This is a genomic window from Variovorax sp. KK3 (assembly GCF_001984055.1).
In the GTDB taxonomy this organism is placed as follows: Bacteria; Pseudomonadota; Gammaproteobacteria; order Burkholderiales; family Burkholderiaceae_C; genus Variovorax.
In genome coordinates, this window is record NZ_LYVO01000078.1 from 1 (window position 1) to 22,385 (window position 22,385).

Annotated in this window: 23 protein-coding genes; 5 read left to right on the forward strand and 18 right to left on the reverse strand. The window is 66.5% G+C overall.

The features are described 5' to 3' along the window. Positions 1–146 precede the first annotated feature (146 nt). The 8 genes from fusA to B0W80_RS27655 all read right to left on the reverse strand — a co-directional run bounded on the left by fusA (position 147) and on the right by B0W80_RS27655 (position 7,228). A complete protein-coding gene (gene fusA, locus B0W80_RS27620; protein ID WP_077002362.1) occupies positions 147–2,246 on the reverse strand; it encodes an elongation factor G in 2,100 nt (699 codons plus the stop codon). Between the two features lie 84 nt (positions 2,247–2,330). Then, positions 2,331–2,804, reverse strand: a complete 474-nt coding sequence (gene rpsG / locus B0W80_RS27625) for a 30S ribosomal protein S7 (RefSeq protein ID WP_077002363.1) — start codon at positions 2,802–2,804, stop codon at positions 2,331–2,333. A 147-nt stretch (positions 2,805–2,951) separates the two neighbouring features. Continuing rightward, on the reverse strand, positions 2,952–3,329 hold the full coding sequence (gene rpsL / locus B0W80_RS27630; RefSeq protein ID WP_017759704.1) for a 30S ribosomal protein S12: 378 nt from the start codon (positions 3,327–3,329) through the stop codon (positions 2,952–2,954). Between the two features lie 134 nt (positions 3,330–3,463). Beyond that, on the reverse strand, positions 3,464–4,633 hold the full coding sequence (locus B0W80_RS27635) for a D-alanyl-D-alanine carboxypeptidase family protein (RefSeq protein WP_077002364.1): 1,170 nt from the start codon (positions 4,631–4,633) through the stop codon (positions 3,464–3,466). Positions 4,634–4,656: 23 nt separating this feature from the next. Beyond that, on the reverse strand, positions 4,657–5,289 hold the full coding sequence (locus B0W80_RS27640; protein ID WP_077002365.1) for an alpha/beta hydrolase: 633 nt from the start codon (positions 5,287–5,289) through the stop codon (positions 4,657–4,659). Positions 5,290–5,295: 6 nt separating this feature from the next. Beyond that, complete coding sequence (locus B0W80_RS27645) at positions 5,296–5,649, reverse strand: ferredoxin (protein WP_077002366.1); 354 nt, start codon at positions 5,647–5,649, stop codon at positions 5,296–5,298. A 37-nt stretch (positions 5,650–5,686) separates the two neighbouring features. Further along, positions 5,687–6,796 (reverse strand): VanZ family protein, encoded by a 1,110-nt coding sequence (locus tag B0W80_RS27650; protein ID WP_077002367.1) that lies wholly within the window; start codon positions 6,794–6,796, stop codon positions 5,687–5,689. Positions 6,797–6,799: 3 nt separating this feature from the next. After that, the gene (locus tag B0W80_RS27655) at positions 6,800–7,228 is read right to left on the reverse strand and encodes a CopD family protein (RefSeq protein WP_077002368.1); all 429 of its coding nucleotides are present in this window, start codon (positions 7,226–7,228) and stop codon (positions 6,800–6,802) included. A 302-nt stretch (positions 7,229–7,530) separates the two neighbouring features. Between B0W80_RS27655 and hemB the strand changes: the two genes are divergently transcribed. Further along, positions 7,531–8,535 carry a porphobilinogen synthase gene (gene hemB / locus B0W80_RS27660; protein WP_077002369.1) on the forward strand — a complete coding sequence of 335 codons (1,005 nt, stop codon included), beginning with the start codon at positions 7,531–7,533 and terminating at the stop codon, positions 8,533–8,535. Positions 8,536–8,547: 12 nt separating this feature from the next. Continuing rightward, a complete protein-coding gene (locus B0W80_RS27665; RefSeq protein WP_077002370.1) occupies positions 8,548–9,681 on the forward strand; it encodes a magnesium transporter CorA family protein in 1,134 nt (377 codons plus the stop codon). Positions 9,682–9,759: 78 nt separating this feature from the next. Here the strand turns inward: B0W80_RS27665 and B0W80_RS27670 are convergent, their stop codons facing one another. From B0W80_RS27670 to B0W80_RS27685, 4 genes are all read right to left on the reverse strand, one after another. Next, positions 9,760–10,128, reverse strand: a complete 369-nt coding sequence (locus B0W80_RS27670; RefSeq protein ID WP_077002371.1) for a DUF4148 domain-containing protein — start codon at positions 10,126–10,128, stop codon at positions 9,760–9,762. A 183-nt stretch (positions 10,129–10,311) separates the two neighbouring features. Continuing rightward, positions 10,312–11,184, reverse strand: a complete 873-nt coding sequence (locus B0W80_RS27675; RefSeq protein ID WP_083745681.1) for an amidohydrolase — start codon at positions 11,182–11,184, stop codon at positions 10,312–10,314. A 29-nt stretch (positions 11,185–11,213) separates the two neighbouring features. Then, positions 11,214–11,897 carry a dienelactone hydrolase family protein gene (locus B0W80_RS27680; protein WP_077002373.1) on the reverse strand — a complete coding sequence of 228 codons (684 nt, stop codon included), beginning with the start codon at positions 11,895–11,897 and terminating at the stop codon, positions 11,214–11,216. A gap of 116 nt (positions 11,898–12,013) precedes the next feature. After that, positions 12,014–12,616: a 2-hydroxychromene-2-carboxylate isomerase gene (locus tag B0W80_RS27685; protein ID WP_077002374.1), complete on the reverse strand. Its 603-nt coding sequence runs from the start codon at positions 12,614–12,616 to the stop codon at positions 12,014–12,016. A 73-nt stretch (positions 12,617–12,689) separates the two neighbouring features. On the opposite strand from B0W80_RS27685, the gene B0W80_RS27690 reads away from it, so the two are divergent. Continuing rightward, entirely contained in the window at positions 12,690–13,436 is a 747-nt protein-coding gene (locus B0W80_RS27690) for an SDR family oxidoreductase (protein ID WP_077002375.1), read from the forward strand. A 14-nt stretch (positions 13,437–13,450) separates the two neighbouring features. Further along, on the forward strand, positions 13,451–14,092 hold the full coding sequence (locus B0W80_RS27695) for a MarC family protein (protein ID WP_077002391.1): 642 nt from the start codon (positions 13,451–13,453) through the stop codon (positions 14,090–14,092). A gap of 42 nt (positions 14,093–14,134) precedes the next feature. Here the strand turns inward: B0W80_RS27695 and B0W80_RS27700 are convergent, their stop codons facing one another. Genes B0W80_RS27700 through B0W80_RS27720 form a run of 5 tightly spaced genes read right to left on the reverse strand, consistent with a single transcriptional unit; the run spans position 14,135 to position 18,324 of the window. Next, complete coding sequence (locus B0W80_RS27700; RefSeq protein WP_077002376.1) at positions 14,135–14,599, reverse strand: metallophosphoesterase family protein; 465 nt, start codon at positions 14,597–14,599, stop codon at positions 14,135–14,137. Positions 14,600–14,613: 14 nt separating this feature from the next. After that, entirely contained in the window at positions 14,614–15,291 is a 678-nt protein-coding gene (locus tag B0W80_RS27705; protein ID WP_373039156.1) for an ABC-type transport auxiliary lipoprotein family protein, read from the reverse strand. Positions 15,292–15,302: 11 nt separating this feature from the next. Then, positions 15,303–16,283 carry an MlaD family protein gene (locus B0W80_RS27710; protein ID WP_077002377.1) on the reverse strand — a complete coding sequence of 327 codons (981 nt, stop codon included), beginning with the start codon at positions 16,281–16,283 and terminating at the stop codon, positions 15,303–15,305. Between the two features lie 5 nt (positions 16,284–16,288). After that, a complete protein-coding gene (locus B0W80_RS27715) occupies positions 16,289–17,158 on the reverse strand; it encodes an ABC transporter ATP-binding protein (protein ID WP_083745678.1) in 870 nt (289 codons plus the stop codon). Beyond that, positions 17,155–18,324 carry an ABC transporter permease gene (locus B0W80_RS27720; protein ID WP_077002378.1) on the reverse strand — a complete coding sequence of 390 codons (1,170 nt, stop codon included), beginning with the start codon at positions 18,322–18,324 and terminating at the stop codon, positions 17,155–17,157. Before B0W80_RS27720 ends, B0W80_RS27715 begins: the two co-directional genes overlap by 4 nt. Positions 18,325–18,517: 193 nt before the next feature. Here B0W80_RS27720 and B0W80_RS27725 point away from each other — a divergent pair, with 193 nt between their 5' ends. Beyond that, positions 18,518–20,161 (forward strand): GMC family oxidoreductase, encoded by a 1,644-nt coding sequence (locus B0W80_RS27725; RefSeq protein ID WP_077002379.1) that lies wholly within the window; start codon positions 18,518–18,520, stop codon positions 20,159–20,161. Positions 20,162–20,411: 250 nt separating this feature from the next. On the opposite strand, the gene mrdA is transcribed toward B0W80_RS27725, so the two are convergent. Continuing rightward, positions 20,412–22,376, reverse strand: coding sequence for a penicillin-binding protein 2 (mrdA, locus tag B0W80_RS27730; protein ID WP_077002380.1), 1,965 nt, complete (start codon positions 22,374–22,376; stop codon positions 20,412–20,414). Between the last annotated feature and the right edge of the window lie 9 nt (positions 22,377–22,385).

Sequence of the window (22,385 nt, forward strand, 5' to 3'; positions counted from 1 at the left end):
AATCCTTGAAAGAGCAGGCCCGTGTGTTGGTTTTACGTCTGCACCTTGTTGCTGATTCCTTCGCCACGGGCAACGAAGGGCACGAGATCGCAGACAGAACTTGGAAGAGCGAAGGCGGCCGGGCCACCCTCGCTCGAATCACACGCTTACTTGGTGCGCGCAGCGACGATGGCTTCGGCAACGTTGCGCGGGGCTTCCGCGTACTGCTTGAATTCCATCGTGTACGTGGCGCGACCTTGCGACATCGAACGCAGGGTGGTCGAGTAGCCGAACATCTCGGACAGCGGAACCTCTGCCTTGATGGCCTTGCCGCCGCCCACCATGTCTTCCATGCCCTGGACCATGCCGCGGCGTGAGGACAGGTCGCCCATCACGTTGCCGGCGTAGTCTTCAGGCGTCTCGACCTCCACAGCCATCATCGGCTCGAGGATGACAGGGTTGGCTTTGCGGGCGCCTTCCTTGAAACCGAAGATAGCGGCCATCTTGAACGCCATTTCGTTCGAGTCCACGTCGTGGTACGAGCCGAAGTGAAGCGTGACCTTGACGTCCACGACCGGATAGCCAGCCAGCACACCTTGCGTCAGCGCCTCTTGCACGCCCTTTTCCACCGCGGGGATGTACTCGCGCGGCACCACGCCGCCCTTGATGGCGTCGACGAACTCGAAGCCCTTGCCGGCTTCCTGCGGCTCGATCTTGAGCACGACGTGGCCGTACTGGCCTTTGCCGCCGGACTGGCGCACGAACTTGCCTTCCGCTTCCTCGACGGTCTTGCGGATGGTTTCGCGGTAGGCCACCTGCGGCTTGCCGACGTTGGCTTCGACGCCGAACTCGCGCTTCATGCGGTCGACGATGATTTCGAGGTGCAGCTCGCCCATCCCCGAGATGATGGTCTGGCCGGATTCTTCGTCGGTCTTGACGCGGAACGACGGATCTTCCTGCGCGAGGCGCTGCAGGGCAATGCCCATCTTTTCCTGGTCGGCCTTGGTCTTGGGCTCGACGGCCTGCGAGATCACCGATTCGGGGAACACCATGCGCTCGAGCATGACGATGGCAGCCGGATCGCACAGGGTTTCGCCCGTGGTGACTTCCTTCAAGCCCACGCACGCAGCGATGTCGCCAGCGCGGATTTCGCTGACTTCTTCGCGGTTGTTGGCATGCATCTGCACGATACGGCCGATGCGTTCCTTCTTGCCACGGACTGGGTTGTAGACGCTGTCGCCCTTGGACAGAACGCCCGAGTACACGCGCACGAAGGTCAGCTGACCCACGAAGGGGTCGGTCATCAGCTTGAACGCAAGGGCAGAGAACTTCTCTTCGTCGTCGGCCTTGCGAACGACCGGCGCTTCGTCTTCGTCGGTGCCGGCCACCGGGGGAATATCGGTCGGCGCGGGCATGTATTCGATGACTGCGTCGAGCATCGCCTGCACGCCCTTGTTCTTGAAGGCCGAGCCGCACAGCATCGGCTGGATTTCGCCTGCAATGGTGCGCTGACGGATGGCCGTCTTGATTTCTTCCTCGGAAAGCTTCTCGCCTTCGAGGTATTTGTTCATCAGGTCTTCACTGGATTCGGCAGCGGCTTCCACGAGCTTCTCGTGGTATTCGTTGCAGACATCGACCAGGTCGGCCGGAATATCACCGTAGGTGAAGGTCACGCCCTTGTCTTCGTCCCAGATGATGGCCTTCATCTTCACCAGGTCGACGATGCCGCGGAACTTGTCTTCGGCACCGATCGGGATCTGGATCACGACCGGGTTGGCCTTCAGGCGATCGATCATCATCTGGCGGACGCGCAGGAAGTTGGCGCCCGTGCGGTCCATCTTGTTGACGAATGCAAGACGGGGCACGCGGTACTTGTTGGCTTGACGCCAGACGGTTTCCGACTGAGGCTGCACGCCGCCGACGGCGTCGTAAACCATCACGGCACCGTCGAGCACGCGCATGGAGCGCTCGACCTCGATGGTGAAGTCCACGTGGCCGGGGGTGTCGATGATGTTGATGCGGTGCTCGGGGAAGTTTTGCGCCATGCCCTTCCAGAAGCACGTGGTCGCAGCCGAGGTGATGGTGATGCCGCGCTCTTGCTCCTGCTCCATCCAGTCCATCGTGGCGGCGCCGTCGTGCACTTCACCGATCTTGTGGTTCACACCGGTGTAGAACAGGATGCGCTCGGTGGTGGTGGTCTTGCCGGCGTCGATGTGCGCAGAAATACCGATGTTGCGGTAGCGCTCGATGGGGGTCTTGCGGGACATGAAAATTACTCCGTTAACGGATGAAAGCCCGCCCCCCGGCATCGGTGGGTCGGGCTTCCAGCCTGTTTGACTAGGGCTTGGTTCTTAGAAGCGGAAGTGGCTGAAGGCCTTGTTGGCCTCGGCCATGCGATGCACTTCGTCGCGCTTCTTCATGGCGCCGCCGCGGCCTTCCGTGGCCTCCATGAGCTCGTTGGCCAAGCGAAGGGCCATCGACTTCTCGCCGCGCTTGCGGGCGGCTTCCTTGATCCAGCGCATCGACAGCGCCAAACGGCGCACCGGGCGCACTTCCACGGGAACCTGGTAGTTCGCGCCACCGACGCGGCGCGACTTGACTTCGACCATCGGCTTGACGTTGTTGATGGCGATCGTGAAGGCCTCGAGCGGATCCTTGCCCGGGTTCTTCTTTTCGATCTGGTCGAGCGCGCCATAGATGATGCGCTCGGCTACCGCCTTCTTGCCGCCTTCCATGATCACGTTCATGAATTTGGACAGCTCGACATTGCCGTACTTGGGATCCGGCAGGATTTCACGTTTGGGGACTTCGCGACGACGTGGCATTTCTCTAACCTCTTTGCTTCAGTTGGCACCGCTTCCGGCACCGCGAGAACCGACAAGGGCCCTCACTTACTCGACCCGACACCGGGTCACTTCGCTCGATGCACCGCAATGGGCACGCCGAACACCGTTGAATGACGACAGGAAGGCTCAGGCCTTCTTGGGGCGCTTTGCGCCGTACTTGGAACGCGATTGCTTGCGATCCTTCACGCCCTGCAGGTCCAGCGAACCGCGCACGATGTGGTAGCGAACACCCGGCAGATCCTTGACCCGACCGCCGCGAACCAGCACGACGCTGTGCTCTTGCAGGTTGTGGCCTTCGCCGCCGATGTAGGAGATGACTTCGAAGCCGTTGGTCAAGCGGACTTTGGCGACTTTACGAAGCGCCGAGTTCGGCTTCTTGGGGGTCGTGGTGTAGACCCGGGTGCAGACACCGCGTCGTTGCGGCGAGTTCTGCATGGCAGGGCTCTTCGACTTGGTCTTTTCGACCTCGCGGCCCTGGCGCACCAGTTGATTGATGGTTGGCATGAATGAATTAGTCCCAAAACACCCCGGCTGCATACCTCACCGTGACATGAGGCTACCGGGGAATGACGAAAACGTGAAACCCTTCGGATTTTTCCGAAAAGCCCGCGAGTATAGCACTGGCCTCGAAGGCCGAGCTATTTGATCCAGAGACGGACGGCGTCCCACGCGCGCCCGAGCACACCAGCCTGCTCGACCGGCTCCAACGCGACCAGCGGCACGTCCGCGACGGGCTGATCAGCCAGGGTGATCTTCAGCGAGCCCAGCGGCTGGTTCCGCGCGAACGGCGCGACCAATGGATCGGGCCGCGCCACCTGGGTCTTGATCTTGCTGGCCGACCCCGCGGGTACGGCCACGACGATCGGCTCCGTGCGCCCGAGCTTGACGGTGTTTTCCTTGCCCTTCCACACCTGCGGCGTGGCGACGGGCTGGTTGGCGTCGAACAGGCGAACCGCGTCATAGGCGGTGTAGCCCCAGTTCAGCAGCTTCTGCGACTCGTTGGCGCGCGCGTTCTCGCTCGAGGCACCGAGCACGATCGACAGCAGGCGACGTCCGCCGCCGAGATTCGGAAAGTCGCGCTTCGACGTGACGATCATGCAATAGCCCGCCGCGTCGGTATGGCCCGTCTTGAGGCCGTCGACCGTGGGATCGCGAAACAGCAGCAGGTTGCGATTGGTGTCGTTGGTCGACGGCGTGCCCGGGTAGCGGTACTTCTTGATCGAGTAATAGTGAACGTAGTCGGGGAAGTCGCGCATCAGGCGGGTCGCCAGGATGCTCAGGTCACGCGCGGTCGTGGTGTGGCCCGGTGCGGTGAGCCCCTCAGGGTTCTTGTACGCCGTGTTCTTCATGCCGAGCGCCTTGGCCTGCTCATTCATGAGTTCGACGAAATGCTCGACCGTGCCTCCCACGCCTTCGGCCAACGCGACGGTTGCGTCGTTGCCCGACTGGACGATCAGGCCCTTGATCAGGTCTTCCACCGGCACTTGCATCTTCGGGTCGATGAACATGCGCGAGCCGGGCATCTTCCAGGCACGGGTGCTGACCGGCAGGGTCTGCTGCAACGTGATCTTCTTGGCCTTGAGCGCATCGAAGACCAGATAGGCCGACATCAGCTTGGTGAGCGACGCCGGCTCCACCGGCGTGTCGACATCCTTTTGCGCGAGCAGCTGATTGGCCGTCACGTCCATCAACAGGTAGCTGCGCGCAGCGACCTCGGGTGGCTGCGGCACTTGCGCGAAGGCAGTCAGGCAAAAGGATGCGGCAGCAGCGGCCGCGAAGGCGCGCAGCGCGCCGAGAAGACGATTCATGGAGATGTGGGAAGAAACAACCACTAGCCGGCGCGCAGATGGCGCACGACCAGACCTTTGAGCAGCGGCAATTGTCCGTGAAAGAAATGGCCGCCCCCGGGAACGACCGTAACAGGAAGTGACTGCGGCCGAGCCCAGTCCATGACTGCGGCCAATGGCACCGTGTCGTCGCTTTCGCCGTGCACGACCAGCGTTCGCTCATGTGCCTCCGGCGGCAGCGCCGCCACCGAGAAGCGGGCAGCTGCCGTGCCCACGAGCACCACCTGCTTGATGTCGCGCTGCGCCCAAAGCGGCGCGGCCGTGCAGCTGGCGACGAAGGCGCCGAAGGAAAAGCCGGCGATCGCAAGCGGACCTTCCGGCGCCACCTGCTCGATCACCTTCTGCATGTCTTCACGTTCGCCGCGGCCCTCGTCGTGCACGCCCTCGCTGCCGCCGACGCCGCGGAAGTTGAAGCGAACGGCAGTCCAGCCGCACGCGATGAACGCGCGTGCCAGGGTCTGCACGACCTTGTTGTCCATGGTGCCGCCGAAGAGCGGGTGCGGATGGGCGATCACCGCCACGCCGCGCGCGGGAACTCCCTCGGCAGCGGGGTCGCGCAGTGCGGCGATGGCGCCGGCGGCACCCCGGAGCGTGAGCTTCTCGGTTTGTGAGTTCATGGCGCGTCAACGTCCCACGTCAGGGGGGAGCAACAGCCGCTCGACCACTTGGCCGTCGCGCAGGTGCGAATCGACGATCTCGTCGATGTCCTCCTCGTCGACGAACGTGTACCAGACGGCGTCCGGATAAACCACGGCCACCGGGCCGCCGGCGCAACGGTCGAGGCAGCCGGCCTTGTTGACCCGCACCTTGCCGGGGCCGGCCAAACCCGCCTCCTTGACGCGCGCCTTGCACCGCGCGAAGCCCTGCTGCGCGTTGTGGTGCGAACAGGAGTCCTCACCGTTGGTACGCTCGTTCAGGCAGAAGAAGATGTGGCGGCCGTAGTAGCCGTGCTCGGGCACCGTGCTGGAACTGGACATCGGCCCATTCTATTGAGCTGCTCCAGGCGCGCGCTCGTCAGGGTCGCGCGCGGCGCGACAGTGCCGCGAGCACGTAAGCCAGCGCAGCGAAGGGCCAGAGCCACCCGAGCCATTGCGCCAGACCGTGAAAGCGGATGAAGCGCCCCTGCTCCCAGGTCGCCAGCGTCTGGGCGAAGTACGCGCTTTCCGGCGCCTGGTTGAGCAGGCTGAGGTGCACCACCAGCGCAACGATCAGCAGGGCAGCGCACAGCCTGCGAGGCGCAGGCAGCAAGACGACGCCCACGAAGAACGAGGCAGCGATGCCGATCTGCACGGGCAAGCTGAGCCAGGCCCAGGCGTGCTCGGGACCGTAGCTCAGCGCCGCCGACAACGCGGATGCCGCGATACCGGCCAGAAGCACCAGCGGCAGCAGCACCGCCCGACGCCTGATCTGGCGCGTCACGAGAAAAGCCAGCAGGCAAGGCACCAGCGCGCCAAGCAGAACGCACAGCAATTCGACGCCCGGCACCAGGGGCTCCAGCTCGAACTGCCGCACGGGCAGCCAGTCGATGAAGGGCGTGTCGAGCAGCCATTCGGAAATCGCTGCTTCGAGCCGCTCGAAGACCTGCCCCAACCCGAAGGTGACCGCCGCGGGGAACAGCAGTGCCGGCGGCCAGAGCGCAAGCAGCACCAGCGCCCCGCGCGAATCCTCGAAGAACCAGTCGGAGCGCGTCCGGTGCCAGTGCGCCACCGCGCCCAGTCGCTCCAGCGCCGCTGCCAGCACGGCGCCCACCAGAACGCCCACGCTGTTGAGGCCGAGGTCCACATTGGACGGAATGCGTGCGGGCAGGTAGCTCTGCAGAGCTTCCATCGCGAACGACATCGCCGCGCCCATCAGCGTCGCGGCCAACACTGCGCGCACCGGCCCGGTGCCGGGCCAGGTGCGCAGCACGGCGATGGCGGTCAGAAAACCCAGCGGCACGTAGCCGGCCACGTTGATGCCGAAATCGAAGCCCGTCCAATACTTCGGCCAAGAAGCCGCAAGAAAGGACCAGGGCGCGATGCCCTGGTCACGCCAGTCGGCGAACGGATAGAGGCTGGCGTAGACGATCAGCGCCGCGTAAGCAAGCGCAAGCGGCAGCGCTGCGGACTTGTGCGAATGGGCCACCGATCAGAAAGGCTTGACCACCACCAGCACCACGATTGCCAGCAGGAGCAGCACCGGCGCCTCGTTGAACCACCGGAACCAGCGATCGCTGCGCCGGCTTTGGCCCGCCACGAACTTGCGCAGGAGAACGCCGCAGCCATGGTGGTATCCGATGACGATCAGCACCAGTGCCAGCTTGGCATGCATCCATCCGTTGCCGGGGCCGCGCCCGATGCCGTAACCCATCCAGAGCCACAGCCCGAAGCCGACAGCCGCCACGGCCAGGAAGGTGGTGAAGCGCAACAGCTTGCGAGCCATGAGGAGCAGGCGCTCACGTTCGGCCACGGATTCGGGCGGCACCATCGCCAGGTTCACGAAGATGCGCGGAAGGTAGAACAGGCCGGCGAACCAGCTCACGACGAAAACGATGTGCAGCGACTTGACCCAGAGCATGGCGGCAGTTTAGTGGCGGGCCTCTGGCGGGCCGGGCCGGCGCCGGGCAAAAAAAAGCCCGGCGCCAAAACGCCGGGCTGGGAAGCCCTTTTGCTGTCACACATCAAGGCACCCGCTCAGGGAGGAAAAGCGGGGAGCGGCAAGCCGCCCACCGCGGAATTTAACAAAGGCATTAACGCCGATCAAGCCAGTTCTAATTTTTTGACGGATTTCAGAGTTTGTGTAGCTCAAAAGCATTACAAATCACACATTCTTTGGCTGCGCCCCAGGGCCAAGAAAGCACTTCGGGCACAATTTTCGCCATGACTCTCCCCGCTCCGTTTCCCTCGAGCCGGCCACGACGTTTGCGCCGAGATGCCTTCACGCGCGCGCTGGTACGCGAACGCACGCTCACTCAAAGCGACTTGATTTACCCGGTGTTCGTGCAAGAAGGCACCAAGAAGCGCGACGCAGTGGCCTCGATGCCGGGCGTGGAGCGGCTTAGCCTCGACCAGTTGCTTCCGGTCGCCGAGCAGTGCGTGGCGCTGGGCATCCCGGTCATGGCGTTGTTTCCGGTGATCGACGCCGGCCTCAAGACGCCGGCCGGCGACGAAGCCTTCAATCCAGAGGGGTTGATCCCACGGGTGGTCGCCCAGTTGAAGTCGCATTTTCCCGAACTCGGCGTGATGACGGACGTCGCGCTCGACCCCTACACCAGCCACGGCCAGGACGGGCTGCTCGACGACACCGGCTACATCCTGAACGACCCGACCGTCGAAGTACTCGTCAAACAGGCGCTGGTGCAAGCGCAAGCCGGCGTCGACATCGTGGCGCCGAGCGACATGATGGACGGCCGCATCGGCGCGATCCGCGGCGCCCTGGAGACGGCCGGCCACGTCCACACGCGGATCATGGCCTACAGCGCCAAGTACGCCAGCGCCTTCTACGGCCCCTTTCGCGACGCGGTGGGCTCGGCCGCCAATCTCGGCAAGAGCAACAAGAAGGTCTATCAGATGGACCCGGGCAACAGCGACGAGGCGCTGCGCGAGGTCGGCATCGACATCGCCGAGGGCGCCGACATGGTGATGGTGAAGCCCGGCATGCCCTATCTCGACATCGTGCGCCGGGTGAAAGACGAGTTCCGCGTGCCGACCTTCGCCTACCAGGTCAGCGGCGAATACGCGATGCTCAAAGCCGCCGCGCAGAACGGCTGGCTGGACCATGACGCGGTGATGCTCGAAAGCCTGCTGGCTTTCAAGCGCGCCGGCGCCGATGGCGTGCTCACCTATTTCGCGCTCGACGCCGCGCGTTTGCTGATCAGGCCCTGAGCCGCCGTTGGAATGCGCATCTTCGAGGTCAGCGGCAGCCGCGTCGTCGAGCATCCCGAACTGGCGCCGCTGACGGTGCCGGGCAGTTGTGCCGGTTATCTGTGGCTGTCGCTCACGCGCGACGAGCTGCGCGCGTCCCTGGCCGCGGTGCAAGGCACCCTGCAGTCGCTCTGCGGAACCCACCTGGTCGACCTGCATGTGGCCGACCTGCTCAACGACCAGTTGCCCTCGCGCTACGACTACACGTCGAAATACGACGTCCTGGTGTTCCGTCGGCTCGCCGCCGCCAACGGCCCCGCACCGGCCGCCACCGAAACGCCATCGCCACGTAGCGGACCGCCGGCGCTGCGTCGCGTGGACACACGGCCCGTGGGCTTCGCGGTGTTCGACCGCGTGCTCGTGTCGGTGCACCCCGAAGACGGTTCGGTGCGTGACGCCTTCGCCACCCGCTTGCTGAATGCGGTGGTGCCCGAAGCCCGCGGCACCGCGACGCCGCCCACGCTCGATGTGCGCGCCGTCTCGGCACGCGTGCCGACCAGTCCTGCCGACCTGATGCTGCGGGTGATCAACCTGATCGTCGATGCCTACCTCGACCTGCGTCGCGACCTGACCCGCCAGCTCGACCACTGGCAGGCCGAGCTGGTCGACCCGCGCAGCCGCTTCACGAACTGGAGCGCGCTGATGGAAGCGCGCCAGTCGCTGCATCACCTGGACGAGATCTGCGAGGACCAGCGCGCCGCCATCCAGGACTGGATCGACGCCTTCGAAACGCTGCCCTCGCCCGCAGGCCCCGCCGAGTCACGCGAGCGCGAGCTGATCCTCGTGCGCAGCCGCGACGTGCTCGAGCACATCCAGCGCGTAGTGCACCACGTGCGGCGGCTCGAGCAGAACGCAGAGACCGCGGTGCAGCTGCACTTCAGCGTGCAAAGCCATCGGGCCAACGACATCATGCGGGTGCTCACGGTGCTGACCGCGGTGTTCCTGCCGCTCAACCTCATCGCCGGCATCTTCGGCATGAACTTCGAATTCATCCCGCTCGTGCATGCGGCCGACGGCTTCTGGATCGCGATGGCGTCCATGGCCGGCATCGCGCTGCTGCTGGTGCTCGTCTTCTGGCGCAAGCGCTACCTGGCCAGGAACAAATAAAAAGCCGGGCGGCGCTTTCGCACTGCCCGGCTTTCCATCCGCATTTATCGATGCTTGCGGGCCTCTGCGGCCTGCCGATTACTTGGCCGTCGAAGCGCCTTGCTTTTGCGCTTGCTGCTGAGCGTCGGCGCGGTTGTTCATGGTCGAGATCACGCGGCTGTTGACGCGCGAGCCGCCGGTCACGTTCTGGTCGGGCGCGTTCGCAGTGGCGATGGCCTGGGCGCGTACGGCTTCCGGGTCGGCCACCGACTTGAAGGCCTCTGCGCCGCGCGAGCCGCGCACCACGTTCTGGTTCGGCGCGGCGGCAGTACGGACCGCCTCGGCTTCGACGTCGGCGCGGCTCATTCCGGAGACCGGTGCCTGCACGCCTTCGTAGATTTCAGCTTGGGCGCCAGCAGCACCGAGCAGCGACAGCGCTGCGATGGCGAGGAAACGGGTGGTGTTCATGTCAGGTCCTTGGGTTCGATGGAGTTGTTCCGGATCAGGCCTGCACGGGGCTGGCCTGTGCGAGCAAGTTTCCGATCAAACGACATCGAGAAAAGGCACCGAAACGAGACGCGGCGTTTCTCGAACCGAAACAATTGCAATCGCGTGACTGCCCCATGCGATTGCGCGTTGCCGACGAAGCCCTCAGCGCAACCCGAAGAGCGCCGCCGCGTTGCCCCACGCAATGCGCTGCGCCACCTCCGCCGGCAGGTCGGCCAGCCATCGGCGATAGCCGCCCATGATCTCGTCGTAGGCGCTCCAGCGCTGGTTGACCCAGGTGTCGGAGCCAACCATGAAGCGCCCGGGATACTGCAGGATCAACGCCCGCCACTCGGGGCAGAGCCCGCCGCCTTCGCAGGTGAGGCCCGGCCGGTACGAGAGCTCGCCCATCAGCAGCGGATATCGCTCGAGCAGCGCCCGCACGCGCGCGACCGGCGGACCGCCGATGCCCGTATGCGCCCAGATGATGCGCAGGCCCTGGCCCTTCGATGGCGAATGCGCCATCAACAGGTCGATCGCCACATCGTCCACGTGCGCGAGAACGGCCAGCTTCTTTTCTTCCGCCAACACCATCAGCTTGCGGGACACCGGGCCGTTGGCGTTCGCGCTGTCGTACAGGTGAAACTCGCCCAGACCGCGATAAGGCCCGCTGGCGGTGCCGCGCGCCAGTTCGGTCTGCACCATCTCGTAGATGCTCTCGTCGCGAAACCAGTTGCCGTAATCGTCGCGGTTGCGATAGAGCCGCACGAAGGGCACCACCGTCACGCCGGCCGCGCGCGTCTCGCGCGCCGCAGCGAGCGCGTGGGTGCCCGCGTTGGGGCGCGAGTTGGCGATGATGGCCTTCACGCCATTGCGCTGCATGCGCGCGAGCGCTTCGGCCGGCGGGTAGGGCCCGGTGTCCCTGTCCCACGCCTCGACGTTGTAGTGCAGGTGCGTATCGAAGAGCGGCCCGCCGTAATCCGCAGCCTTCACTGCGACGGAGGCCGCCAGCGCCAGCAGGGCCGCGGTAACGCGCATCGAATGCCGCCGGCCCACGCCGAGCACCATCAGCCCAGGTGCTTGGCGAAGAAGGCCAGCGTGCGCTCGCGCGCCAGCTTGGCCGCGCCGGCGTCGTAGGAGCCGCGCTGGTCGCAGTTGAAGCCGTGGCCGCATTCGTACACGTGCACCTCCACTTCAGGATGCGCCTTCTTGAAGGTCTCGATCGTGTCGAGCGGAATCCAATGGTCGTTGTTGCCGAAGTGCGCGAGCACCGGCACCTTGGGCGTGATCGCGCTTTCCTCCGGCGTCGTCATGCCGCCGCCGTAGTAGGGCACGGCAGCCGACAAGCCGGACACCTTGGCCGAGGCGCGCCAGGTCAGCAACCCGCCCCAGCAATAGCCGACGATGCCCACCTTGCCGCCGCGCGCGGCGTACTCCACTGCCGCCTGCAAGTCCTGCAGCACACCCGGTGCCGGCAAGGCCTCGACCGCGGTCTTGAGCGCGAAGCCGGCCTTCATGTCGTCTTCGCTGTAGCCCAGTTCGACACCGGGCTTGACGCGATGGAAGGTTGCCGGCGCCACCGCAAGATAGCCGTCGGCCGCGTAGCCGTCGGCCACCGAGCGGATGTGCGAGTTGACGCCGAAGATCTCCTGGACGACGACGACCGCGCCCTTGGGCTTGCCGGCGGGTTCCGCCACGTAAGCGGGAAAGCTGAATCCGTCTTTGGCGGTGAGGTCGATGAACTGGCCCATGGCAGTGCTCCTGTCTGTGTTGGTGAGGGGGATTGTTTCGATGAAGCCCCGGCGGAGCTTCGATGAATGGTCAACGTGCGTTCGGTGTGTGTGGGGGGTCGACGTTCAAGGCGCATTCAGCGCGCGTTCAATGCACGGGCGACGAAGTCCAGCCGGTCCTGGCCCCAGAAGATCTCGCCACCGACCACGTAGCTCGGCGCACCGAAGATCCTGGCATCGATGGCCTGTTGGGTGTATTCCTCGTAGCGCTCCTGCACGGCCTGGCTGAAGGATTGCTCGGCGCGCTTGGCCGGCAATTCGCATTCGGCGGCAAGTGCATCCAGCACCTTGGGGTCTGCGATGTTGCGCTCCTGCGTCCACACTGCGGCGAATATCGCGCCGCAAAGCTTCATGGCGGCGTCCGTGCCGTCGTGCAAGTCGACCGCGATGATCAGCTTGGCTGCATCGTCGCCGGCCACCGGAAAGAACTTCGGCGTCGGGTTCAGCGGCAGATCGAGATGGTGTGAAAAGCGCGCCAGTTCCACCAGCCGGTAGGCCTGCCGCTGCGGCGCGCGCTTGCCCAGCGGCAACCCGCCAGACACCGGAAAGATGGCGCCGAAATCCACCGGCCGAATGCGCACCGAGGCCCCGGTCGCCTTGGCGAGCGCTGCGAAGCGCTGGTGCCCGAGGTAGGTCCAGGGGCTCTGGGGAGTGAAGTAGTAGTCGACGCTGCGAGTCACAAGCCTCTCCTCGGTGATGTAATCGACGCGAACGGTTTTAACTGAGGCACGGCTTTCGTGCAGGAGGCGGGATTTGAATCAGGTGCTTTTGATTACTGGCGCAAGCCGCGGCATCGGTGCCGCCGCCGCGCTGATCGCCGCCAAGCGCGGCTTCGCGGTGGCCGTCAACTATGCCAGCAATTCGCTGGCCGCCGACGAGGTGGTGCGAACCATCCGCGACGGCGGCGGCCGCGCCATGAGCGTGCAGGCCGACGTGGGCGACGAGGCCCAGGTGAAGGCAATGTTCGAGAAGGTCGACGCCAAGTTCGGCCCGCTCGGCGCGCTGGTCAACAACGCCGGCGTGGTCGACATGCAGGCGCGCGTGGACGACATGAGCGTCGAGCGGCTCGACCGCATGTTCCGCATCAACGTGATCGGCAGCTTCGTCTGCGCGCGCGAGGCGGTGCGGCGCATGAGCACCCGGCACGGCGGCAGCGGCGGTGCCATCGTCAATGTGTCGAGCGCCGCGTCCCGGCTCGGCTCGCCGGGCCAGTACGTCGACTACGCGGCCAGCAAGGGCGCCATCGACAGCTTCACCATCGGCCTGGCCAAGGAAGTGGCCGACGAGGGCATCCGCGTCAACGCGGTACGCCCCGGCCTCATCGACACCGAAATCCACGCCTCGGGCGGCATGCCCGACCGCGCCTTCCAGCTGGCCGGCCAAGTGCCCATGAAGCGCGTCGGCAGCGCGCAGGAAGTGGCCAACGGCATCGTCTGGCTGCTGTCGGACGAAGCGAGCTACGTCACCGGCACCTTCCTGGACGTTTCCGGAGGCCGCTGATGGCATCTCCGACGATGGACCTCGTCAAGCCGCTGATCACGCTCCTGGCGATCGTGAACCCGCTGGCCATCGTGCCCTTCTTCATCCACTACACGCAGGGCTACACCGAGGCCCAGCGCAGCCGCACGGCATGGACGTCGGCCTTCAGCGCCTTCATGGTGATCGCGATCAGCGCGCTACTCGGGCTCCAGCTGCTGGCCTTCTTCGGCATCTCGATCGCCAGCTTCCAGGTCGGCGGCGGCATGCTGCTCCTGATCAGCTCGCTCAACATGCTCAACGCGCAGCCGGCGGAGTCCAAGAGCAACCAGGAGGAGATCCGCGCCGCGGAAGTGAAGGCCTCGCTGGGCGCCTCGATCGCGGTAGTGCCGCTGACCATCCCGCTGCTGACCGGGCCGGCCACCATGTCGACGATGGTGATCTATGCCGAGAAGACGCAGCACTATTGGGAACTCGCGGTGCTGGTGGGCTACGGCGTCGTGGTCGGGCTGGCGACGGGCGTCATCTTTTCGCTGGCCGACCCGATCGCGCGGGTGCTGGGCAAGACCGGCATCAACGTCATGACGCGGCTGATGGGCCTGATCCTCGCGGCGCTGGCGGTAGAGGTAATGGCGGACGGCTTGTCCACGCTCTTTCCGGCACTGTCACGCGGTCATTGACGCTCGCACTGAAGCTTGAACTGCGGCTTGCACTGCACCTAGCTAGCGCTTCACGAGCTCGACGATGCGAGGCGTGACGCCGCCGCCCTCGACCACCAGTTCGGCCGCCGAAATCGGCAGTCGAAAGCGCGGCGGCCCGGCACTGCCCGGGTTGACGTACCAGACGCCGTCGCGCGCTTCGGCTTTGGGCCGGTGCGAATGCCCGCAAACGACGACCTGCACGCCCTGGGCGGCCGGGTCGATGTCGAGGTCGGCAATGTCGTGCACGACGTAAAGCCGCAGGCCCTCGAGCGTCACCAGCGCGGTCTCGGGCACGGCCCGCGCCCAGGCGCCGACGTCATTGTTGCCGCGCACCGCGCTCACCGGCGCGATCGCTGCGAGTTCATCGAGGATGCGCGGATCGCAGATGTCGCCGGCGTGCACGATGTGTTCGCACCCCTGCAGAAAAGCGATGGCCTCGGGCCGCAGCAGCCCGTGCGTGTCCGAGATGAGGCCGATGCGGCGCATGGCCAGTTGCCGAATCAGCGTACCTGGTCGACCCAGGCGACGAGTTCGGCCACGGCCGCATCGCTGGCTGCCGCCAGCCCCTTCACGCCGCCGGCTGCGTCGCCGCTGGGCGCCGGCCGCTGGACGACCAGGCTGCGCTGCGCCATCACGCGGTCGCCACCGGCGCCGCTGCGGATCAGCGTCGCACGCAAGCGCACCAGGCCCACGCTGCCCGTGGGCGACTCGAAGTAGTGGCTGAATTCATCGAGCGCCACGCGCAGGGTGTCTGGCACCCGGCCCTCGGTGCGCGCGAGCGTGGCGGCCTCTTCCGATCCGACCACCATGCGTCGCTGGGCCAGCGCGTCGCGCAGGCGCTGGTGCAGCAGTTGCCCAGGCGCCAGGCTCCAGCGCGATTGGCCATAGGGGCGCAGTTCGTTGCTGTCGGCATAGCCCAGCCGATACAGCAGCTGCGTGCCCTCCAATCGCGTGCTGGCGTCGATCTCGGCAAGGACGATGGGCGGCAAGGGCGCCGCATTGGCAGGCGCAGGCGCCGCGGCAGCGAGATTGGGGCCGAAGTCGTAGAGCGTCGTGCGGCTCGGCTTGTCGGGCAGCGCGCCACAGCCCGCGGCAAGGAGCGCCGCGGCAGCCGGCACGGCCAGCAGCATGCGGCGGCGGGCCACCGGTCGCGAAAGCACTTGTGCGTTGTCGTTCATGGTGTTCACGTTCAAGGACGCGTGGAAGCAGGCGCGGAGAAGCCGGGCTCGCCGGGCCCGGCCACGACACCGCCGTTGCCGAACAACAGCGACTGCGGGTTGTCGTTGATGCCGTCGGCCGCGCGGCCCAGGCGGCGCACCGCGCGCGAGGTGTCGTCGGCCACCCGGTTCACGCGCGGCAGCGTGGCGGCGTTGAAGGAGTCCACCGCCTGCGCCAGCGACTTGGTGCCGTCGCTCAGGCGGTCCATCGGGCCGTCTTTGGCATTGAGCCGGCCGACCGTGGCGTTCAGGTTGTTGGAGACGCGAGACACATCGCTGGCCGCCGTCTTCACCGTGCCCATGGTGTCCTTGGTGCGGTCGATCAGCGGCGGCAGCGCGGCCAGCGCCGGGTTGAGACCGGTCTTCACCGTGTTGTCGAGCGAGCGGGTGAGCTGGTTGGCGCTGTTGGTCGCCTGCGCGATGCTCTCCAGCGCATCGGCGATGCGCTTCTGGTTGGCGTCGCCCAGCAGCACGTTGGCCCGCTTCGTCACCTCTTCGACCTGGTTGATGATGGCCTCGCCGCGGTCCTGCAGTTGCGCCAGCACCGACGGCTTGAGCGGGATGCGCGGCGGATCGTCGTTGTTGGGCGACAGCGGCGACTGCGACTCGCCCTTGTCGTCGAGCGCGATGAAGGCCAGGCCCGTCACGCCCTGGTAGGACAGCGTGGCGAAGCTCGAGGTGGTGAGCGGCACCCGCTCGTCGACCGTGATGCGCACGCGCACGTTGCCCTTGACCTTGGGGTCGAAGTCGATCAGCGCCACCTTGCCCACCGCGATGCCGCGGTAGCGCACCATCGCCTGCGGCTGCAGGCCGCTGACCGCATCGCGCGTGGAGAGTTCGTAGACGTTGCGCACCGTGTTGTCGCGCGTGAGCCAGACCACCAGCGCGACCAGCGCGGCGATGAGGCCGAGCACGAAGGCACCGGCGGCGATGGCGTGGGCCTTGTTTTCCATGGCAGCTACCTTTCGTGGGTGGAGGTCGGGCCGGTGCCGTGGTGCCCTGCGACGAGCGCCGAGGGCGCGCCTTCGTGCAGGGCTTCCATGGCGCGCTGGCCGCGGCCGCCGAGAAAGTATTCGTGGATGAACGGATGCGGATACGCGATCACGTCGCGCGCCGTGCCCGCGACGATCACCCGCTGGTCGGCCAGCACCGCGATGCGCGTGCTGAGGTCGAACAGCGTGTCGAGGTCGTGCGTGACCATGACCACCGTGAGCCCCAGCTCGCGGTGCATGCTGCGCAGCAGGTCGCAGAAGCCGTCGGCGCTCTCGGGGTCGAGGCCGGCGGTGGGTTCGTCGAGCAGCAGCAGCGGCGGGTCCATGATGAGCGCGCGCGCCAGGGCCACGCGCTTGATCATGCCGCCGGACAGGTCGGACGGGCTCTTGGTCGCCTGCTGCGGATCGAGGCCGACCATCTGCAGCTTGACCAGGGCGGCGTCGCGGATCAGGTCGTCCGGCAGCAGCTTGAGTTCGCGCAGTGGAAAGGCGATGTTGTCGAGCACGCTGAAGGCCGAGAACAGCGCGCCGTGCTGGAACAGCATGCCGACCTGCGCCGCACCCGTGGCGCTCAGGCGCCCGGGCGGATGGCCGAGAACCGAGACGGTGCCCTTGTCGGGATGCTCCAGGCCGAGGATCTGCCGAAGCAGCACGGTCTTGCCGGTGCCGGATCCGCCCACCAGCGACAGCACCTCGCCGCGGTGGATCGTCAGGTCGAGGTCGCGGTGGACCACCTGGTCGCCTTCGGGCGATTCGAACACCGTCCAGAGCTTGCGGATCTCGACCACCGCCTGCGCGTTGTCGTGTCCGTTGCCGCTGGCCGTGGCGCCGTTCATGCCCTGAACCCCACGCCCCTGAACAGCACCGCGAAGAGCGCATCCACCAGGATCACCATGGTGATCGACGCCACCACCGACGACGTGGTGCCGCGCCCCAGGCTCTCGGTGTTGGGCTTGACCTTCATGCCGAAGTAGCAGGCGATCAACGCGATCATGACGCCGAACACGGCCGATTTGCCCATCGCCAGCCACAGGTTGGTGAGCGGCACGGCGCGCGGCAGCGCACTCATGAAGTAGGCCGGGCCGATGTCCAGCGCAAGATCGGCCGCGATCATGCCGCCGAAGAGCGCCGCCATCGAGGTCCACATGCTGATGAGCGGCATCGCGATGGCCAGTGCGAGCACGCGCGGCATGACCAGGCGAAAGCCGTGCGGAATGCCCATCACGCGCATGGCGTCGAGTTCTTCGGTCACGCGCATCACGCCGATCTGCGCGGTGATGGCCGAGCCCGATCGGCCCGCGATCAGCACCGCGGCCAGCACCGGCCCCAGCTCGCGGATCAGCGACAGGCCGAGGATGTTGACGATGAAGGCCTCGCCGCCGTACTGGCGCAGCTGCTGCGAGGTCAGGTAGGCCAGCACCACGCCGATCAGCAAGCCGACCAGCGCGGTGATGGGCAGCGCCGTGGCGCCGAAGTGATAGAGATGGCCCGAGAAGTCGCGCCAGGGCCCACGGTGCGGTGCCCGCAGCAGGCGGCCGATGTCGAGCGTGAGCTGGCCGATCAGCCGCAGGAAATCGCGCGCCACGAACATCATGCGCGGCCCGTTGTGGGCGAACGAACGCAGGTGCTCGGCCAGCGTCTTGCCCGGGTCGGCCGGCGCGCTGCAGGTGTACTGCGCCACCTGGTCGAGCACGGCCTTGTGGCGCGATTCCATTTCAAGCTGCGCGGGCCAGGCGCGCTGCCAGTGGTTCCACAGCAGTTGGGCGCCAATGTGGTCGAGCTGATCGATGGGGCGCAGGTCCCAGGCGCGATCGTCCTGCGCCGGTGCGCCCTTCAGGCTTTTTTCGAGTGCCTCCCAGGTGGCCTGGGAGGACATCGCCATCGCTGTCCAGCAGCCCCGCGCCACCGTCCAACGTGCGCCAGCCTCCTCGCGCTGCTCGACGCGCGGACGCACGCCGTCGACGTCTTGCGCGTCAGCGGGCGGCGGGGTGTCGATGGGCATGGAGGGCGGGGTGCGACTGCGGGGCGTAAACCGCAACATCGTAACCGCGGCGCTTGACCGTCCAAGGTTCGATCGCCGCGCGCCGGCGTAGGCCGCCGCGCAATCGGCCGGGCTTTGCCACACAATGGCCGCCACGGCGCAACGCCGGACGGCTGCGGGAAGCCGGTTCGAACGAGAGCGAGACAGAACAGGCATGAGCGACACCACCTTCGACTACGTCATCGTCGGCGCCGGCACCGCCGGTGCGCTGATGGCCAACCGCCTGAGCGCCGACAAGGGCGTGCGCGTGCTGCTCATCGAGGCCGGCCGCAAGGACGACTACCACTGGATCCACATCCCGGTCGGCTATCTCTACTGCATCGGCAACCCGCGCACCGACTGGCTCTACAGCACGGAGCCCGACGCCGGCCTCAACGGCCGCACGCTGCGCTATCCGCGCGGCAAGACGCTGGGCGGCTCTTCGTCCATCAACGGCATGATCTACATGCGCGGCCAGTCGCGCGACTACGACCAGTGGGCCGCGATCACCGGCGACGACACCTGGCAGTGGCGCAACGTGCTGCCGGCCTTCAAGCAGCACGAGGACTACTACCTGGGCGCCGACGACCTGCACGGTGCCGGCGGCGAATGGCGGGTGGAGAAGCAGCGCCTGCGCTGGGACATCCTCGACGCCTTCGCGAAGGCCGCGCAGGAGGCCGGCATCCCGCATTCGACCGACTTCAACCGCGGCAGCAACGAAGGCGTGGGCTACTTCCAGGTCAACCAGAAGAACGGCTGGCGCTGGAACACCGCCAAGGCCTTCCTGCGGCCCACCTGCTACGGCCGGCCCAACTTCGAGCTGTGGACCGGCGCGCAGGTGTCTCGCCTGCTGCTCGATACCGCACCGGACGGACGCCGCCATTGCAACGGCGTGCAGGTATGGGACGGCCACGAGATGGTGGTTGCCCATGCGACGCGCGAGGTGATCCTGTGCGCCGGCAGCATCGGCTCGCCGCAGATCCTGCAGCTGTCCGGCATCGGCCCGGCCGAGCTGCTGCGGCGGCACGGCATCGAAGTGCTGCGCGATGCACCGGGCGTCGGCGCCAATCTGCAGGACCACCTGCAGATCCGTGCCGTCTTCAAGATCAAGGACGCACCCACGCTCAACGTGCTGGCCGCGTCGTCATTCGGCAAGGCGCGCATCGGCCTCGAGTACCTCCTGAAGCGCAGCGGGCCGATGAGCATGGCGCCGTCGCAGCTCGGCGCCTTCACCCGCAGCTCGCCCGAGCATGCCTGGCCCAATCTCGAATACCACGTGCAGCCGCTGTCGCTCGATGCCTTCGGCGAACCGCTGCACAGCTTTCCGGCCTTCACAGCCAGCGTCTGCAACCTCAACCCGACCAGCCGCGGCACGGTGAACATCAAGAGCCACCGCTTCACGGATGCACCGGCGATCGCGCCCTGCTACCTGAGCACCGAGGAAGACCGCAAGGTGGCGGCCGATTCGCTGCGCGTCACGCGGCGCATCGCGGCCCAGCCGGCACTGGCCCGGTACGCGCCTGAGGAATGGAAGCCCGGCCTGCAGTACCAGAGCGACGAAGAGCTCGCCCGCCTGGCCGGCGACATCGCGACCACCATCTTCCACCCCGTGGGCACGACCAGGATGGGGGCCGACGACGATCGCATGGCCGTGCTCGATGCGCGCCTGCGGGTGCGCGGCGTCTCGGGGCTGCGGGTGGTCGATGCGGGTGCCATGCCCACCATTACCAGCGGCAACACCAACAGCCCGACGCTGATGATGGCCGAGAAGGCGGCGGGGTGGATCAGAGAGGAAACGGGCGCCCAGGCGCGCGCCTGAACGAACCGCTTGTTTCCGGATGTTGCTGCGGGTGGCGGGTAATCCCCGATGCACTGACCCGGTGCATACGCCTAAAGTCTCGCCACTCGCAAACGGGCCTGCCCGCAGCGCGGGGGACCGAGGAGACATCTCTAAGAATCAGAACAGACAAGACAAGAGGCATCCGGACGAGATGCCGTTTTTTTGATAGGCGCCGCTGGTCGGCGCCTTTTCTTTGGGTGTGCCGTGCGCGTCTGCCTGCCCACCCCGATCAGGGCGCCGTGGCAGCCCCGCTCACGATCGGCCAGCCCATTTCGCTGGCCACCCGCGGCTTGCCCATGGGCGCGCCGGCCTTGCCGACCTGCACGGCCGCCAGGTCCTGCTCGTTGGGGTACTGGTTGGCCAGCCAGTAGTCGAACACCCGCCGCACGATGGGTGCCGCCGCCGCCGCACCGAAGCCGGCGTTCTCGACGATGATCGCCACCGCGATCTTCGGCGCCTCGGCTGGCGCATACGCCGCGAAAAGAGAATGGTCGCGCTGGTGCTCCTCGAGCGCCTTGGCGTTGTACTTGCCCTGTCCCCAGGCCACGGCCTGGGCAGTGCCCGTCTTGCCCCCCGACAGGTACGACGCCCCGGCGAACACCCGCGTCCCGGTGCCGCCCTTGTTGACCGCCACCAATGCGTTGCGCACCAGGTCGACGTTCTTGGGCGCGTAGCCGAGGTTTTCGCCGGGCGGTTGCACCACTTCGGTGACCTGGCCGGTGACCGTGTCCTTGACGGCCTTGACGACGTGCGGACGGTGCTTGACGCCGCCGTTGGCCAGCGTGGCCTCGGCCATCGCCAGCTGCAGCATGGTGAAGTTGTTGTAGCCCTGGCCGATGCCCAGCGACACGGTTTCGCCCGGGAACCACTTCTTCATCTCGGGCTTCTTGTAGGCCTCGCGCTTCCAGGTGGTGCTGGGCAGCAGCCCGCGCACCTCGCCATTCAGGTCGATGCCGGTGATCTGGCCGAAGCCCAGCGGCTTCATGAAGTCGTGGATGGTGTCCACCCCCATCTCGACGGCGAGCGAATAGAAGTAGGTGTTGCTCGACATCTGGATCGCGCGGTGCATGTCCACGCCGCCCAGGCCGCCTTCGTGGCTGCGGAAGGTATGGCCGCCGAAGGTGTAGAAGCCGGGATCGTTGACCACCACGCTCGGCGCGCGCTTGTTGAGCTGCAGCGCGGCGAGGGCCATGAAGGGCTTGTAGGTGGAGCCCGGCGGGTAGGTGCCCCGCAGCGCGCGGTTCAGCAGCGGCTTGTCGATCGATTCGTTGAGCGCCGCCCAGCTCTCGCTGTCGATGCCTTCGACGAACAGGTTCGGGTCGAAGGTGGGCTTGGACACGAAGGCCAGGATTTCGCCGGTGTTCGGGTCGACCGCCACCAGCGCACCCCGGCGCTCGCCGAACATGTCTTCGACAAGCTTCTGCAGCTTGATGTCGAGCGACAGCATCACCGTGTTGCCCGGCGTGGCGGGATGGCTGCCCAGGCGGCGCACGGCGCGGCCGCCGGCCGAGGTTTCCATCTGCTCGACGCCGGTCAGCCCGTGCAGCGTTTTTTCGTAGCTCTGCTCGACGCCGAGCTTGCCGATGTAGTCGGTGCCCTTGTAGTTGGCCTGGTCTTCCTCGCTCCAGTCCTCCATGGCGGTCTTCTCGCGCTGGTTGATGCGGCCGATGTAGCCCAGCACGTGCGCGGCGAGTTCGCCGTTGGGGTAGTTGCGGAAGAGGCGCGCCTTGATCTCGACCCCCGGGAAGCGATAGCGCTGCGCGGCGAAACGCGCGACTTCCTCGTCGCTCAGTCGGGTGCGGATCGGGATCGAGTCGAAGCTGCGCGAGTCCTCGCGCAGGCGCTTGAAGCGGCGGCGGTCACGCTGCGAGATGTCGACCACCTCGCCCAGGGTGTCGATGGTGTCCTCCAGGCTGCCGGCCTTGGAAGGCGTGATCTCGAGCGTGTAAGCCGAGTAGTTGGACGCCAGAACGATGCCGTTGCGGTCGAGGATCAGGCCGCGGTTGGGCACCACCGGCACCACGGCCGTGCGGTTGCTCTCGGCCTGCTCGGCCAGGTCTTCGTGGCGCACCACCTGCAGGAAGAAGAGCCGCGCGCACAGCAGCCCGAAGGCGACCAGCACCACGAGGCCGATGACGAACACGCGACGCCTGAAGCGGGCGAGGTCGGCAGCGATGTTGCGGAGTTCGGTCATGGAGCGCGC